The sequence below is a fragment of the Kitasatospora sp. NPDC087271 genome (assembly GCF_044744605.1).
Classification (GTDB): Bacteria; Actinomycetota; Actinomycetes; order Streptomycetales; family Streptomycetaceae; genus Kitasatospora.
In genome coordinates, this window is sequence record NZ_JBIUYQ010000002.1 from 284,553 (window position 1) to 299,645 (window position 15,093).

The following is a 15,093-nucleotide window of genomic DNA, read 5'->3' on the forward strand; positions in this document are numbered from 1 at the left end:
AGGATCGGGTGCCGCCGCATCTTCGTGCCGGGAGCGCCAGAACCGCCCGCGGCCCCCGCCCGCTCAGACCATCCCGCGCTGCATCGCCTCGCAGACCGCCGTACTCTCCCGCACCCCGAGCCGCAGCGCCCGCCCGCAGTGCGCGATCCAGGCCGCCATCCCCTCGGGCGTGCCCGCCAGGTAGCCGGCCAGGGCCCGCCGGTAGGCGTCGGTGCCGAGTTCCGCCAGCCCGACCTCGGCCGGGCAGATCGACTTCGGGTCGAGCCCCTCGGCGAGCAGCACGATCCGCTGGGCGGCCCGCGCGATCACGCCGTTGTACGCGCCGAACGGCCGCAGCGCGAGCAGTTCGCCGTGCACCACGGAGGCGACCACCAGGGCCGGCGTCCCCACGCCCTGGCCCTCGGCGCGCGCCACCAGCAGTCGGGAGAGCTGGTCGAGCCGGGCCGCGACCTCCTCGGCACCCGGGGCGGGCGGCAGCACGGGCAGCGGTTCGTCCACCTGGACGACCTCGACGCTCTCCACCGGCTCGAGCCCCAGCGGGAACAGGTCCTCGACGCCTTCGCCCGCGCGGCGGGGCCGCCCGGCGGACGGCTCGCCGTCGCCGACGGCGAGCAGGTGCAGCCGGGCCAGCACCTGGAGCGGCGAATGCCGCCAGATGCTGAGCAGCTGGCCGGCCTCGGCGGCGATCCGCAGGGCCGCGCCGACCGTCCGAGCCCCGGGGTCCGCGCTGAAGTCGCTGCGGCGCCGGACCTCCTCCAGCGGCCAGTCGGCCCCGGCCAGCGCCGCCGACGCGCGGGCGCCGCGCAGCGCGGACTCGGAGGTGACCTCGGCCGCGCGGCGGCGCATCACCCGGTGGCCGTAGAGCCGGTCGACGGCCTTGCGGACCTCGGCCACGGCGTCGGGCACCCCGGGGAGCTGGGCCAGCGGGGCGAGGGGATCTGTTCCAGTGCTCACCTACCCGAGAGTAATGAACAGCCGCCCCCTCCCGGAACAGCAACCCCGGATCACCCGTTAGAGGCAATCCTCACTTCCCTCCGCCGAGGAGGCCCAAACCCCGGCTAGCATGGCCACTATCGGAGACGATAACTATTTCCACTTAGGGCGCCTCGGCACGTGCGGCCCCTGAGCAGGTGGCCCCGAGCGCGGGCCCAGAGCGAGAGCCGGAGTCCCAGATGAAGATCGCCTTCGTCGGCAAGGGCGGCAGCGGGAAGACCACGCTGTCCGCACTGTTCATCCGCCATCTGGCCGCCGCGGGCCGGCCGGTCATCGCCGTCGACGCCGACATCAACCAGCACCTGGGCCCGGCCCTGGGTCTGACGGATGCCCAGGCCGCGGAGCTGCCCTCGCTCGGCGCGCACCTGCCGGAGATCAAGGAGTACCTGCGCGGCAGCAACCCGCTGATCCGCTCGGCCGACGAGATGATCAAGACCACTCCGCCCGGCCGGGGTTCGCGCCTGCTGCGGATCGTCGAGGAGAACCCGGTCTACGCCGCCTGCGCCCGCCCGATCGCCCTGGACGAGGGATCGGTCCGACTGCTGGCGACCGGCGCCTTCACCGAGGAGGACCTCGGGGTGGCCTGCTACCACTCCAAGGTCGGCGCGGTGGAACTGCTGCTCAACCACCTGCTGGACGGCCCCGACGAGTACCTGGTCACCGACATGACGGCGGGCTCGGACTCCTTCGCCTCCGGCCTGTTCACCCGCTTCGACCTGACCTTCCTGGTGGCCGAACCGACCCGCAAGGGCGTCTCCGTCTACCGCCAGTACAAGGACTACGCCCGCGACTTCGGCGTCCGGCTGCGGGTGATCGGCAACAAGGTGCAGGGCCCGGACGACCTGGCGTTCCTGCGCCGGGAGGTCGGCGACGACCTGCTCACCACCTTCGGGCACTCGGACTGGGTGCGCCGTCTGGAGCAGGGCGCCGAGCCGCCGCTGAAGTCGCTGGAGCCGGCCAACCGGGCCGTCCTGGAGGAGCTGCGGGCCGAGGCCGAGTCCGCGTACGGGCAACGGGACGTGCGCCGCTACACCGAGCAGGCCGTGCTCTTCCACGTGCGCAACGCGGAGAGTTGGGCCAACGCCAAGGTCGGCGTCGACCTCGCGACCCAGGTGGACGAGGCCTTCGTGCTGGGCGGGGTCGGCGAGCGGCCCGCCCCGGCGGGTGCGCGCGCCTGACGCCGCTCCGCCCGAACGGGCCGTGGCCCTCCCCCCTTCCCCGGGGAGGGCCACGGCCCGTTCCGCACGTCCGGACCGCCCGGCGCCACCGAACGCCCGGCCGTCCCCGGCTTCGCCAGCAGATTCCCAGCGGTTCGAACACCACCCAATGGGGTGAATCGGGGGGTTTTCCCCTTCCCTCCCGGAATGACGCTGTGCAAAGCTTTCATTACCCTCGGTTTACCGAGTCTTGATGGTCCGTCCCGACGGCCCTCGGCGAGACGTCCCGCACCTCGCCCAGGTCCCTGGCGGGCCCTGATGGTCGAGGTCCGGCCGGTGACACCCGCACTCCCCGCCGCGCCCACGCCATCCCGCCACACCGTCGCGACCCACGACAGCCGATCCGCCCCGGAGCCCCACCCCGGACTCACCGCCGGACCTGACTGCGTTCGTTCCCCCGGACAGACGGGAAGACAATGACCCTCGACATCTCCAGCGCCCCCATCGCCTCCGACACCACCGACCACGCACCACCGGGCCCCGGCACCAAGGCCCGCTGGGCCCAGGACCTCTCAGCCTCCCTGGTGGTCTTCCTGATCGCCGTGCCGTTCTCCCTCGGCATCGCACTCGCCACCGGCGCCCCGCTCACCGCCGGCCTCGCCGCCGCGGCCGTCGGCGGCATCGTCGTCGGGCTATTCGGCGGCACCCCGCTCCAGGTCAGCGGCCCCTCCGCCGCGCTGACCGTGATCACCGCCGGACTGATCGTCCAGTACGGGTGGCGGGCCACCTGCGCCATCACCCTGGCCGCCGGGCTGCTCCAACTCCTGCTCGGCGTGCGCCGGGTGGCACGGACAGCGCTCGCCGTCTCGCCCGCCATCGTGCACGGCATGCTGGCCGGGGTCGGGCTCACCATCGCCATCGCGCAGTTGCACGTCGTCCTCGGCGGCTCCCCGCAGAGCTCCGCGATCGCCAACCTCCTCGCGCTGCCAGGCCAGTTGGCCGGGCCGCACCCGCCCGCGCTGCTGGCCGGATCGGTGACCGCGGCCGTCCTGCTGGGCTGGCCCCGACTCGGCCGACTCCCCGGCCGCGCGGGCGAGTTCGGCGCCAGGCTGGCCAAGGTGCCGGGCCCGCTGGCCGCCGTCGCCACCGCGACCGCGCTCGCCCTGGCCCTGGACCTGCGGCTCGCCCACATCGGGCTGCCCGCCTGGCAGCCGCACGCCCTCGTGCCCGCGCTGCCGCACGGCCCGCTGGCCGGAGTGCTGGCCGCCGTCCTGACCGTCACCGCCGTCGCCAGCGTGGAGTCGCTGCTGTCCGCCGTCGCGGTCGACCGGATGTCCCGCCGCACCGGCGACCTCGACCGCGAACTGCGCGGCCAGGGCCTGGCCAACATCGTCAGCGGGCTGGTCGGCGGGCTGCCCGTCGCCGGCGGCGCCGTCCGCAGCACCGCCAACGTGCGGGCCGGCGGCCAGAGCAGGTGGTCCTCGGTGCTGCACGGCGTCTGGGTGCTCGCCGCCGCACTGGCGCTGACCGGCGGGCTGCGCCGGATCCCGCTGGCCGCGCTGGCCGCGCTGGTGCTGGTGGTCGGGCTGCAGATGGTGAGCTTCGCGCACATCCGCAACGTGCACCGGCACCGCGAGTTCCCGGTCTACCTGACCACCGTGCTCGCCGTGGTGGCGCTCGGCGTGCTGTGGGGCGTCGCGCTCGGCGCCGGCACCGCCGTGCTGCTCGCGCTCTACCGGCTGACCCGCGCCCACGTGGACGTGCTGGCCGGCCCGGCCGGCGTGGTCACCGTCCAGACGCACGGGCCGCTCACCTTCACCGCCGTGCCCCGGCTGAGCCGGGCGCTGGCCGGGATCCCCTCCGGCGCCGAGGTCACCGTGCTCCACGACGGCTCCTTCCTGGACCACGCCGCGTACGAGACGCTGCACAGTTGGCGGACGGGCCACCAGGCCGCGGGCGGCCGGGTCTCGATGGTGACGCGCCGCAGGGACGACGAGGTGCTCGACCCCGACGGCACCGTCCGGGCGGGCAGTTCACCCGGTCCGCACCGCTGCCGGGCCTGGACGCCCTGGGTCGGCCACCACTGCATCGAGCAGCAGGAGGACCCGCACGGCCGGCTGCTGGACGGCGTCCGGGTGTTCCAGCAGCACACCGCCCCGCTGATCCGGCCCGAACTCGCCCGCCTGGCCCGGGAGGGGCAGACGCCCTCCCAGCTCTTCCTGACCTGCGCGGACTCCCGGATGGTCACCAGCATGATCACCAACAGCGGCCCGGGGGACCTGTTCACCGTCCGCAACGTCGGCAATCTGGTGCCGGCCCCGTACGAGCCCGGTGCGGCCGACGACTCGGTGGCGGCCGCGGTGCAGTACGCGGTCGAGGTCCTGGAGGTCGGCTCGATCACGGTCTGCGGCCACTCCGGCTGCGGCGCGATGAAGGCCCTGCTGGACGGCGTGCACGAGCGCCCCGGGCCGCCCACCCCGCTGGCCCGCTGGCTGCGCAACGGCCGCGGCTCGCTGGACCGGCTCCGCCGGGTCCCCGCCGGGTTCGACGCGCGGCCGGTGGTGGACCTGGTGGAGCAGCTCTGCATCACCAACGTGGTCCAGCAACTGGACCAACTGCTGGCCAACCCGGCCGTGGAGCGCCGGGTGGAGGAGGGCACCCTGCGACTGGTCGGGATGTACTTCGACTTCGCGACCGCCCAGGCCTACGTGCTCGACCGGGCCGAGGGGACGTTCAGTCCGATCGAGGCGCGCATCGGGACGGCAGCGGCCGGAACGACCGCCGGCCGGTCAGCGCCAGGGGCACCGCCGACCGGGTCGCCGGCGGGCGACACGCCCGAACGGGTGAATGAGGATGGCCGGGTTCCCGCCGACGGCGCCGAGGACGGCCCCCGGCTGGCCGCCTGAGAGCCGGGCCCGCGTCCCCGCCGGGCGGGCCGGGGCGCGGGCCCTCCGGCCGCCGTACGGCGCACCGCCCAGAGGCGGTGCGCCGTACGATGGTCCGTTCGACTGCCGGTCAAAGGTCTACACCAATTACCCGGAGGCTCTTGTCAAGTGCCCCATTCGCCTGGTGAGCTGTGCGCTGGGACACACGGGACAATCCCCACGCACGGGATCGTCTCCGATCATGACTCGATGAGGAGTGCGCGTTGAGCAACGAGAGCCTGGCCAACCTGCTCAAGGAGGAGCGGCGATTCGCCCCGCCGGCAGAGCTCGCCGCCGCCGCCAACGTCACCGCGGCCGCGTACGCGCAGGCCTCCGAGGACCGCCTGGGCTTCTGGGCCGAGCAGGCCCGCCGCCTCAGCTGGGCCGTCGAGCCGACCGAGACGCTGGACTGGTCCAACCCGCCCTTCGCCAAGTGGTTCGCCGACGGCAAGCTCAACGTGGCCTACAACTGCGTCGACCGCCACGTCGAGGCCGGACTCGGCGACCGGGTCGCGATCCACTTCGAGGGCGAGCCCGGCGACAGCCGCTCGATCACCTACGCCCAGCTCAAGGACGAGGTCTCGCAGGCCGCCAACGCGCTGCTGGAGCTCGGCGTCCGCAAGGGCGACCGGGTCGCGGTCTACCTGCCGATGATCGCCGAGGCGGTCGTCGCGATGCTCGCCTGCGCCCGGATCGGCGCCACCCACTCGGTGGTCTTCGGCGGCTTCTCCGCCGACGCCGTCGCCTCCCGCATCGAGGACGCCCAGGCCAAGCTCGTCATCACCGCCGACGGCGGCTACCGCCGCGGCAAGCCGTCCGCGCTCAAGCCGGCCATCGACGAGGCGCTCACCAAGGTCGACGGCGTCGAGCACGTCCTGGTGATCCGCCGCACCGGGCAGGACATCGCCTGGACCGAGGGCCGTGACGTCTGGTGGCACGAGATCACCGCGCGCCAGTCCACCGAGCACACCCCCGAGGCGCACGACGCCGAGCACCCGCTGTTCATCCTCTACACCTCGGGCACCACCGGTAAGCCCAAGGGCATCCTGCACACCTCGGGCGGCTACCTCACCCAGGCCAGCTACACCCACCACGCGGTCTTCGACCTCAAGCCGGAGACCGACGTCTACTGGTGCACCGCCGACATCGGCTGGGTCACCGGCCACTCGTACATCGTCTACGGCCCGCTCTCCAACGGCGCCACCCAGGTCATCTACGAGGGCACCCCGGACACCCCGCACCAGGGCCGGTTCTGGGAGATCGTCCAGAAGTACGGCGTGACGATCCTCTACACCGCGCCGACCGCGATCCGCACCTTCATGAAGTGGGGCGACGACATCCCCGCGAAGTTCGACCTGTCCTCGCTGCGGGTGCTGGGCAGCGTCGGCGAGCCGATCAACCCCGAGGCCTGGATCTGGTACCGCGAGCACATCGGCGCCGGCAAGACCCCGATCGTGGACACCTGGTGGCAGACCGAGACCGGCGCCATGATGATCAGCCCGCTGCCGGGCGTCACCGAGACCAAGCCGGGTTCGGCCCAGCGTGCCCTGCCGGGCATCGCGGCCACCGTGGTCGACGACGAGGCCAACGAGGTCCCGAACGGCTCCGGCGGCTACCTGGTGCTCACCGAGCCGTGGCCGTCCATGCTGCGCACCATCTGGGGCGACGACCAGCGCTACATCGACACCTACTGGTCGCGCTTCGCGGGCCGCTACTTCGCCGGTGACGGCGCCAAGAAGGACGAGGACGGCGACATCTGGCTGCTCGGCCGGGTCGACGACGTCATGCTCGTCTCGGGCCACAACATCTCCACCACCGAGGTCGAGTCCGCCCTGGTCGGCCACCCGTCGGTGGCCGAGTCCGCCGTGGTCGGCGCCGCGGACGCCACCACCGGCCAGGCCATCGTCGCCTTCGTGATCCTACGCGGCGGCGCCACCGAGAGCCCGGAGCTGGTCGAGGAGCTGCGCGCGCACGTCGGCCGCACGCTCGGCCCGATCGCCAAGCCGAAGCAGGTCAAGGTGGTCGGCGAGCTGCCGAAGACCCGCTCCGGCAAGATCATGCGCCGTCTGCTGCGCGACATCGCCGAGGGCCGCGAGGTCGGTGACACCACCACCCTCGCCGACAGCACGGTGATGAGCCAGATCCAGGCCCAGCTGCCGCCGGCGGGTGGCAACGGCTGAGCCGGCCGACACGGTGAAGCGTGCCCCGGGCGGTGGTCACCGCCCGGGGCACAGCCATGCGTGAGTCCGAAGCCCGCTTCCGGTCGGCCGCCGGGGTGTGCCAGCGGGGCGGCCGGGGCGGGGCGGCCGGGGCCGGGCGGCGCCTGCGACCGACGGCAAGGGCGACGGAGACCACAGGGACGACAGAGATGACAAGGACGACAGGGACGGCAGGGCCGCGTTCACCCGTCTGCGAGCGGCCTAGGCCATTCGGGTGCCGTGCTACTGCTCCTCCGGAGTGCAGAACCAACCCGCAGGGCTTAAGTCCTTGAATAGGACAATCCGGATGTCACCCGAACGATCCCCTAGACTGTTAACGACGTATCAAGATCCCTGAACGGGAATCCGAGCGTCACAGGGCGCGCCGGGAAGTCTGGTCGGCAACTGCACCACACGTGCATCCGTTGCCGCTCCCAGCCCCTCAGGAGGTCCTCGTGACCGACCAGCCGCCCGTCCACGAGCCGACGACCCGCCGCCGGCAGCTGCTCGGCCGGCTGTCCCTGCCCGAGCGGACGTTCATCACCGACGCCCTGCGCACCGAGACCGTCGGCGGCGTGCTGCTGCTGCTCGCCGCCGTGGTCGCACTGGTCTGGGCCAACGTCTGGCCACACGCGTACGAGAGCGTCCTCGACTACACCGTCGGGCCGTCCGCCCCGCTGCACCTCGACCTCACCCTCGGCAACTGGGCCAAGGACGGCCTGCTGACGATCTTCTTCTTCGTGGCCGGGATCGAGCTCAAGCGCGAGTTCGTCGCGGGCGAGCTGCGCACCCCGAGCGCCGCGCTGCTCCCGGTGGTGGCCGCCGTCTGCGGGGTCGCGCTGCCGGCGATCCTGTTCGCCCTCGTCAACTCGGGCAGCGGCGGTCACCCCAGCGGTTGGGCCATCCCGACCGCCACCGACATCGCCTTCGCGCTCGGCGTGCTGGCCGTGGTCGGCAGCCACCTGCCGTCCGCCCTGCGCGCCTTCCTGCTCACCCTCGCCGTGGTGGACGACCTGATAGCGATCCTGATCATCGCGGTCTTCTACAGCTCCGGCATCAAGTTCTGGGCGCTCGGCCTGGCCTTCGCCGGCCTGGTGCTGTTCTGGTTCCTGCACCGGCGCGGGGTGCACGGCTGGTACCTGTTCGTACCGCTGGCCGTCGTGAACTGGGCGCTGATGCACGAGAGCGGCATCCACGCCACGGTCGCGGGCGTCGCGATGGGCCTGATGCTGCGCTGCCACCGGGAGGGCGACGAGCAGCACTCCCCCGGCGAGCACATCGAGCACCTGGTCCGTCCGCTCTCGGCCGGCCTGGCCGTCCCGGTGTTCGCGCTGTTCGCCGCCGGGGTGACGATCTCCGGCCCGACGCTGCGCGAGGTGTTCACCCAGGCCACGCCGCTCGGCATCGTCATCGGCCTGCTGGTCGGCAAGACGGTGGGCATATTCGGCGGCACCTGGCTGGCCGCCCGGTTCACCCGGGCCGAGCTGAACCCGAAGCTCAAGTGGGCCGACATGTTCGCGGTCTCGGTGCTCGCGGGCATCGGCTTCACCGTCTCGCTGCTGATCAGCGAACTGGCGTTCCGCGACGACCTGGCCCTCGCCGACCTCTCCAAGACGGCCGTCCTGGTCGGCTCGCTGCTCTGCGCGACGGTGGCCACCGTGCTGCTCAAGCTCCGCAACCGGCACTACCGCGAGCTGTGCGAGGAGGAGGAGCGGGACGTGGACGGCGACGGCGTCCCGGACGTCTACCAGGAGGACGACCCGGCCTGGCGGGCCCGGGCCGCCGAGCTCGCCCCTCGGCCCGACGGCGAGGGGCCGGAGAAGCCCCGCTGAGGCCCGTCGGCGGCCCGGCAGCGCCCGGACACGTCCCCCCGGCGGGGCCCCGGAGTGGTGTGCGACTGACCGGTAGGGGCATGATTCTGAGCTGTCGACAGTCCACTGACGCCTCCGGGCCCCTCCGGCCCCCCGAACCGCACCACGCGGCGGCGTCACGCCGCACAGCCGCAGAGGAGAACCGCTGATGCCCGCAGGAGCCGCAGACCCGTCCAGCAACGGCCGGGCGCCCTACGAGGGCGAGCGTTCGGTGGGGCAGCTGTTCGCGGCGGCCACCGCCGACCTGTCCGCACTGGTCCACGACGAGATCGCGCTCGCCAAGGCCGAGATCCGGGCGGACGTCAAGCGCGGCGTCTCCGGGGGCGTCTCGCTGGGCGTCGCCGCCGTGGTGGCGCTGGCCGCCGTCCCGATGCTGAGCGCCGCGGCGGCCTTCGGCATCCACGCGCTGGGCCTGTCGCTCGGCTGGTCTTTCCTCATCGTGGCCGGCGCCTACCTGCTGCTCGCGGTGCTGCTCGGGCTGATGGCCTGGCGCTCGTTCAAGCGGATCGAGAAGCCGCACCGCACCATCGAGGGCGCCCAGAAGACCGCCGACGTGCTGAAGAACGCCCGGCCGCGCCCGGCCACCAAGGAGGAGATCGACCGGGCCCTGGGCCGCATCCCGTAACGGCCCTTCCGGTGGCGGCGCGCAGCCGCCCGCCCGGACCCGCCGGGAGCGAGTACCGGGCGCCGTCCGGCGCACGGATGTGACACGCTCTCGGTATGCCGCTTGACCAGAAGCCCGTGCCCGCGCAGCCGTCCGCCGACTCCGGACCCGACCTGGCACCCGGGGGGGAGCCCGCCGAGGAGACCCCCGACACCGCCCCCCACGGCGGCGCCGAGGCCTGGAGCGTCCGGCAGAGCGGCCCGTGGACGCACCGCGACCTCGCGGCCAACGGCGCCCGGTTCCACATCGCCGAGCTGGGCTCGGGCCCGCTGGTGCTGCTGGTGCACGGCTGGCCCGAGTACTGGTGGGCCTGGCGCCACCAGCTGACCGCGCTCGCCGAGGCCGGCTACCGGGCGGTGGCGCTCGACCTGCGGGGCATCGGCGGCAGCGACCGCACCCCGCGCGGGTACGACCCGGGCAACCTCGCCCTGGACATCACCGGGGTGATCCGCTCGCTCGGCGAACGCCGGGCGCACCTGGTCGGGCACGCCGCCGGCGGCACGCTGGCCTGGGTGGCGGCGGTGATGCGCCCGTCGGTGATCCAGAGCCTCACCGTGGTCTCCGCCGCGCACCCCCGGGACCTGCGCCGGGCCCTGCTGACCGACCGCCGCCAGGCTGCCGCCTTCGAGCACGTGCTGGGCTTCCAGCGGCCGTGGATACCGGAACGCCGCCTGGTGGCCGACGACGCCGCGCTGGTCGGCCGCTACCTGGACGCCTGGGCCGGTCCGAACCGGCTGGACGAGGAGGCGGTGCACGCGTACCGGCAGGCCATCCAGATCCCCAGCACGGCGCACTGCTCGATCGAGCCGTACCGCTGGCTGCTGCGCTCGATGGCGCGCCCGGACGGCATCCAGTTCGCCCGGCGGATGAAGAAGCCGATCACGGCGCCGACCCTGCACGTCCAGGGCGCGGCGGACCCGGTGCTGCTGTCGCACACCGCGCTGGGCGGCGGCGAGTACGTGGCGGCGCCGTACCGCTGGCGGCTGATGCCGGGGGTCGGGCACTTCCCGCACGAGGAGGCCCCGGAGCAGTTCACCGCGGAGTTGCTGGACTGGGTCGGCCGTCACAAGGAGTGACGGCGCAGGAGCGGCGAAGGGGCCGGGAGGGAAGGGCCCTTGGTCCCAACTCCCTTGATCTGACGCACATATGACAACCGCATAGGCCAATTTCGACGCGTGCCCGGCGGTTACCCCCACCGGCCCAGGGGCATCCATTCCGGTATGACCTGGATGCCCGATCGCGGCGGCGCCCCGCGCGCCCGACGCCACAACAGCTCCCAACGCTCCGCCCACCGCCCCGACTGGGCGGACGACCTCGGCTACGACGGCCCCGACCGCCGTCCGCGCCCGGCGCAGCGGCAGCTCGGCATCCCCCGCATCCTCGGCCGCCGCGCCCGCTGGGTCGGCGCACGACTGCGGCGCGAGACCTGAGGCCTCGCGCCGCGTCATCCGGCCGGTCGGTCCCGTCGGCCGGGTCGGCCGGCCGATCGGTTCGGCCGGTCGGGCCGGACGGTCAGTTCACGATCGTCGGCGACACCGCGGTGAACCAGAGCAGGACGAAGGTCGCCACCGACATGATCGGCACCAGCACCTTGGTCTCGACGTTGTTGCCGCTGCGCTTGATCAGCACCACCTCGTAACGCTCCTTGTGCGGCCAGAGCAGCGGCGCGCCCTTCTTGGTCAGGCAGTCGCCCAGCAGGTGCGCCAGGGTGCCCAGCGCCACCGCGTACGGCAGCCAGCCCGGCGAGTTCGGCATCCAGGTGTTCATCCCGAAGGTGCCGAGCGCGGACAGCCCGATGACGGTGATCCAGCTCTCCGGGCCGTCCCCCGGCGGGCAGAGCCGCAGCGCCCGGATCGCGAGCGCGATCAGGAAGAACGTCAGCACCAGGGTGAAGTTGCGGCCCAGGTAGGTGACGCCCGCCCAGGTGCCGGCGCCCATCAGCGCGACGAACAGCAGCGAGTGGGTGGCGTGCCGGTGCCCGCCGGAGGCCCAGGCCACGAAGCGGCAGAGCGCTTTGGAGATCGGCCCCAGGAAGTTGGCGATCGAGCCGTCGTGGTGGTCGAGGTCCGGCAGCAGGGCCGCCCCCGCGCACAGCACCGTGCCCATCAGTATGTCCGCCGGCTGCAGCGTGGTGTGCAGCAGCAGCGGGGGCAGGAACGGCGCGGAGGCGGCGTACAGCATCGCCCCACTGACCGCGTGCGAGTGACCCATCATCGGACTACCACGACCTCCCGTAAGACTCACTCCGGGACGGCGCCCGGTTGAGCCGAACGGGTGAGCGCGGCAGAGGCTACCAGGGCGGACTGACGGTGTGACGGATATCGGATCGTCGGATCCGGCGCGTCGGACCGCCCCGGGGCCCGGTCAGAGCGCGCAGCCCTGGGTGTCCACCCGGGTGCTCGCGGTGCCGCCCTTCTCCGCGTCCTCCCGCACCTCGGCCGCGGTCAGCACGTACCCGGTGTCGGCGCTGTCCAGCGACTTGGCGAACACCACGCCGTAGACCTGGCCGTCCGGAGTGAGCAGCGGGCCGCCGCTGTTGCCCTGGCGGACCAGCGAGCGGACCGAGTAGACGTCGCGGACCACCTGGCCGCGGTGGTAGATGTCCGGGCCGTTGGCCTGGATCCGGCCGCGGATACGGGCCGGCTGGACGTTGAAGGCGCCGTTCTCCGGGAAGCCCGCCACGATCGCGCTGTCGTTGGTCTTCGCCTCGCCCGCGAACGACAGCGGGGGCGCGTTCAGCTTGGGGACGTCCAGGACGGCGATGTCGCGCTGCCAGTCGTAGCGGACCACCGTCGCGTCGTACAGCTGGCCGACCCCGCCGATCTGCACGGTCGGCTCGTCGACCCCGCCGACCACGTGGGCGTTGGTCATCACCCGGTGCGGGGCGAAGACGAAACCGCTGCCCTCCAGGGTCTTGCTGCAGGAGGTGGCGGTGCCCACCACCTTGACCAGGCTCTGCTTGGCCCGCGCCACCGCCGGGCTGCCGGCCAGCGCCGGGTCGGGGGTGTCGACCTGGGTGATCGGCTCGTGCTCGAAGGGGTTGAAGACCTGCGGGAAGCCGTTGCGGGCCAGCACCTTGGAGAAGTCCGAGAACCAGTTCGGCGCGTCGTCGGGCAGCGCGTTCTGCACGCCGCCGAGGATCGCCGAGGAGCGGACCTGCTTGGACACCGTCGGCAGCGACGCCCCGGCCAGCGCCGAGCCGATCAGCCAGGCCACCAGCAGCATCGAGACCACGTTCACGGCCGCGCCGCCGGTCGCGTCCAGCACCCGCGCCGGACGGCGGCCGATGTGGCCCCGGAGCTTCCAGCCGAAGTGCGCGGTGACCGCCTGGCCGATCGCGGCGCACACGATCACCACCACCACGGCCACCACCGAGGCCGTCGTACCCGGGCTGAGGTGGTCGAGCAGCAGCGGCAGCAGTTGGACGGCCAGCAGGCCGCCGCCCAGGAAGCCGACCAGGGACAGGACACCCACGACGAAGCCCTGCCGGTAGCCCGACACGGCGAATGCCACGGCAGCGGCGATCAGCAGCACATCCAGGACGTTCACCCGGACACCCTCCCACGGCCCGCGGCCCGGCCGTGCAGACGGCCCCTCACGTGGGACCGGCGTCGCCGCCGGGCAGCGCCCGGGAGTGGTCGAGATCGCCCTGCACCAGGGCCAGCGCCTCGTCCGAGAGGTCGACGATCCGGGACGGGTCCCAGGGCAGCTCCAGCCCGCCGTGGTGCAGCACCCGGTCGATCACCCCGGCCGTGAACCCCCAGACCAGCCGCCCGGCCACCGCGAAGGCCGGCCCCACGTGCCCGGACGGGTGGCGCAGCCGCACCCGGTTCGCCGGGTCGGCCAGATCGGCGACCGGCACCCGGAACACCGCGCCGGTCTCGCCCTGGTCCACCGGCCGCACCGGCGACTCCTCGCGCCACCAGCCCAGCACCGGCGTCACCACGAACCGGCTGACCGGGATGTACAGCGCCGGCAGCACCGCGAACACCTGCACCCCGGCCGGGTCCAGCCCGGTCTCCTCCCAGGCCTCGCGCAGCGCCGCCGCGACCGGGCCCGGGCCGTCCGGGTCACCGTCCTCCGGATCCAGCGCGCCGCCCGGGAAGGACGGCTGCCCGGCGTGCGAGCGCAGCGAGCGGGCCCGCTCGATCAGCAGCAGGTCCGGCCCGTCCGGGCCCTCGCCGAACAGCATCAGCACCGCCGCCGCCCGGCCGCCCTCCACCGGCGGCAGGAAGCGGCTCAGCTGCTCCGGCAGCACCCGCTCGGCCGCCTCCCGCACCGGCTCCAGCCAGGCCGGCAGGCCGTCCGCCTCGACCACCCGCACCGCCGACGGCTCCGGAGTCCGCCGTGCCTCGCGGGTCACTCGCCCACCGCCAGGTCCGCGATCCGCCCCTGGTGCTCGGCGGCGTCGGCCCGGGCGGCGGCCTCCCCCGGGAAGTCCCCCGGCGGCCTCAGCCGCTGCCCGGGCTGCCCGCCCAGCTCGTACTTGAGCAGCTTGCGCGCCTTCTCCGGGTCGGTCTCGCCCTCCCCGTACGACGGGCAGAGCGGCGCGACCGGGCAGGCGCCGCAGGCGGGCTTGCGGGAGTGGCAGATCCGGCGGCCGTGGAAGACCACCCGGTGCGACAGCATCGTCCACTCCGACTTCGGGAAGATCTCGGCGACGGCCGCCTCGACCTTCACCGGGTCCTCCTCCGCCGTCCAGCCGAACCGCCGGGCCAGCCGCCCGAAATGCGTGTCCACGGTGATCCCGGGCACCCCGAAGGCGTTGCCGAGGACCACGTTGGCGGTCTTGCGGCCCACGCCCGGCAGCGTCACCAGGTCGTCCAGGCGCCCCGGGACCTCGCCGCCGAAGTCGTCGCGCAGGGCGATCGAGAGGCCGATCAGCGACTTCGCCTTGTTCCGGAAGAACCCGGTCGGGCGGATGACCTCCTCCAGCTCCTCCGGGTTCGCGGCCGCCATGTCCTCCGGCGTCGGGTACTTCGCGAACAGCGCCGGCGTCGTCTGGTTCACCCGCAGGTCAGTCGTCTGCGCCGACAGCACGGTCGCCACCAGCAGCTGGAACGGGTTCTCGAAGTCCAGCTCCGGATGCGCGTACGGGTACAGCTCCGTCAACTCGCGGTTGATCCGCCGCGCCCGCCGCACCATCGCCAGGTGCGACTCCGGCTTCCCCGGCTTCACCCCCGGCACGGCCTTCGCCTTCGGTGCCGCCGCCGCCCGGACCTTGCTCTCTGCCATGCACGAAGGCTACGCCGAACGGCCGACGGCGGGCAGCGGATCACCGGAGCC

12 protein-coding genes are annotated in these 15,093 nt (G+C 73.4%); 7 read left to right on the forward strand and 5 right to left on the reverse strand.

What is annotated here, in order from left to right:
• Positions 1-63: 63 nt before the first annotated feature.
• Positions 64-954 carry an oxidoreductase gene (locus ACIO9K_RS04405; RefSeq protein ID WP_363623072.1) on the reverse strand — a complete coding sequence of 297 codons (891 nt, stop codon included), beginning with the start codon at positions 952-954 and terminating at the stop codon, positions 64-66.
• A 218-nt stretch (positions 955-1,172) separates the two neighbouring features.
• Between ACIO9K_RS04405 and ACIO9K_RS04410 the strand changes: the two genes are divergently transcribed.
• From ACIO9K_RS04410 to ACIO9K_RS04440, 7 genes are all read left to right on the forward strand, one after another.
• Entirely contained in the window at positions 1,173-2,171 is a 999-nt protein-coding gene (locus ACIO9K_RS04410; protein WP_400327034.1) for an ATP-binding protein, read from the forward strand.
• Positions 2,172-2,626: 455 nt separating this feature from the next.
• Complete coding sequence (locus ACIO9K_RS04415; protein ID WP_400327037.1) at positions 2,627-5,056, forward strand: SulP family inorganic anion transporter; 2,430 nt, start codon at positions 2,627-2,629, stop codon at positions 5,054-5,056.
• Between the two features lie 242 nt (positions 5,057-5,298).
• Positions 5,299-7,254, forward strand: coding sequence for an acetate--CoA ligase (gene acs, locus ACIO9K_RS04420; RefSeq protein WP_363623066.1), 1,956 nt, complete (start codon positions 5,299-5,301; stop codon positions 7,252-7,254).
• A 473-nt stretch (positions 7,255-7,727) separates the two neighbouring features.
• Positions 7,728-9,104 carry a Na+/H+ antiporter NhaA gene (gene nhaA / locus ACIO9K_RS04425; RefSeq protein ID WP_363623064.1) on the forward strand — a complete coding sequence of 459 codons (1,377 nt, stop codon included), beginning with the start codon at positions 7,728-7,730 and terminating at the stop codon, positions 9,102-9,104.
• A gap of 187 nt (positions 9,105-9,291) precedes the next feature.
• Positions 9,292-9,768, forward strand: a complete 477-nt coding sequence (locus ACIO9K_RS04430) for a phage holin family protein (protein WP_063348673.1) — start codon at positions 9,292-9,294, stop codon at positions 9,766-9,768.
• Between the two features lie 95 nt (positions 9,769-9,863).
• The gene (locus tag ACIO9K_RS04435; protein WP_400327042.1) at positions 9,864-10,883 is read left to right on the forward strand and encodes an alpha/beta fold hydrolase; all 1,020 of its coding nucleotides are present in this window, start codon (positions 9,864-9,866) and stop codon (positions 10,881-10,883) included.
• Between the two features lie 144 nt (positions 10,884-11,027).
• Entirely contained in the window at positions 11,028-11,237 is a 210-nt protein-coding gene (locus ACIO9K_RS04440) for a hypothetical protein (protein WP_063348672.1), read from the forward strand.
• Positions 11,238-11,319: 82 nt separating this feature from the next.
• On the opposite strand, the gene ACIO9K_RS04445 is transcribed toward ACIO9K_RS04440, so the two are convergent.
• From ACIO9K_RS04445 to nth, 4 genes are all read right to left on the reverse strand, one after another.
• Complete coding sequence (locus ACIO9K_RS04445; protein WP_363579682.1) at positions 11,320-12,021, reverse strand: metal-dependent hydrolase; 702 nt, start codon at positions 12,019-12,021, stop codon at positions 11,320-11,322.
• 150 nt (positions 12,022-12,171) lie between these two features.
• The gene (locus tag ACIO9K_RS04450) at positions 12,172-13,356 is read right to left on the reverse strand and encodes a MarP family serine protease (protein ID WP_363579683.1); all 1,185 of its coding nucleotides are present in this window, start codon (positions 13,354-13,356) and stop codon (positions 12,172-12,174) included.
• 46 nt (positions 13,357-13,402) lie between these two features.
• Positions 13,403-14,170, reverse strand: a complete 768-nt coding sequence (locus ACIO9K_RS04455) for a CoA pyrophosphatase (RefSeq protein WP_363579684.1) — start codon at positions 14,168-14,170, stop codon at positions 13,403-13,405.
• On the reverse strand, positions 14,167-15,042 hold the full coding sequence (gene nth, locus ACIO9K_RS04460; protein ID WP_363579685.1) for an endonuclease III: 876 nt from the start codon (positions 15,040-15,042) through the stop codon (positions 14,167-14,169). The genes ACIO9K_RS04455 and nth overlap by 4 nt, the downstream gene beginning before the upstream one ends.
• Positions 15,043-15,093 lie beyond the last annotated feature (51 nt).

Bases quoted from the DNA above. Each gene is read 5' to 3' on its own strand.
- ACIO9K_RS04435 (WP_400327042.1), top strand. From the start codon at position 9,864: ATGCCGCTTGACCAGAAGCCCGTGCCCGCGCAGCCGTCCGCCGACTCC.
- ACIO9K_RS04440 (WP_063348672.1), top strand. From the start codon at position 11,028: ATGACCTGGATGCCCGATCGCGGCGGCGCCCCGCGCGCCCGACGCCAC.
- nth (WP_363579685.1), bottom strand. From the start codon at position 15,042: ATGGCAGAGAGCAAGGTCCGGGCGGCGGCGGCACCGAAGGCGAAGGCC.
- ACIO9K_RS04430 (WP_063348673.1), top strand. From the start codon at position 9,292: ATGCCCGCAGGAGCCGCAGACCCGTCCAGCAACGGCCGGGCGCCCTAC.
- ACIO9K_RS04445 (WP_363579682.1), bottom strand. From the start codon at position 12,021: ATGATGGGTCACTCGCACGCGGTCAGTGGGGCGATGCTGTACGCCGCC.
- ACIO9K_RS04415 (WP_400327037.1), top strand. From the start codon at position 2,627: ATGACCCTCGACATCTCCAGCGCCCCCATCGCCTCCGACACCACCGAC.
- ACIO9K_RS04410 (WP_400327034.1), top strand. From the start codon at position 1,173: ATGAAGATCGCCTTCGTCGGCAAGGGCGGCAGCGGGAAGACCACGCTG.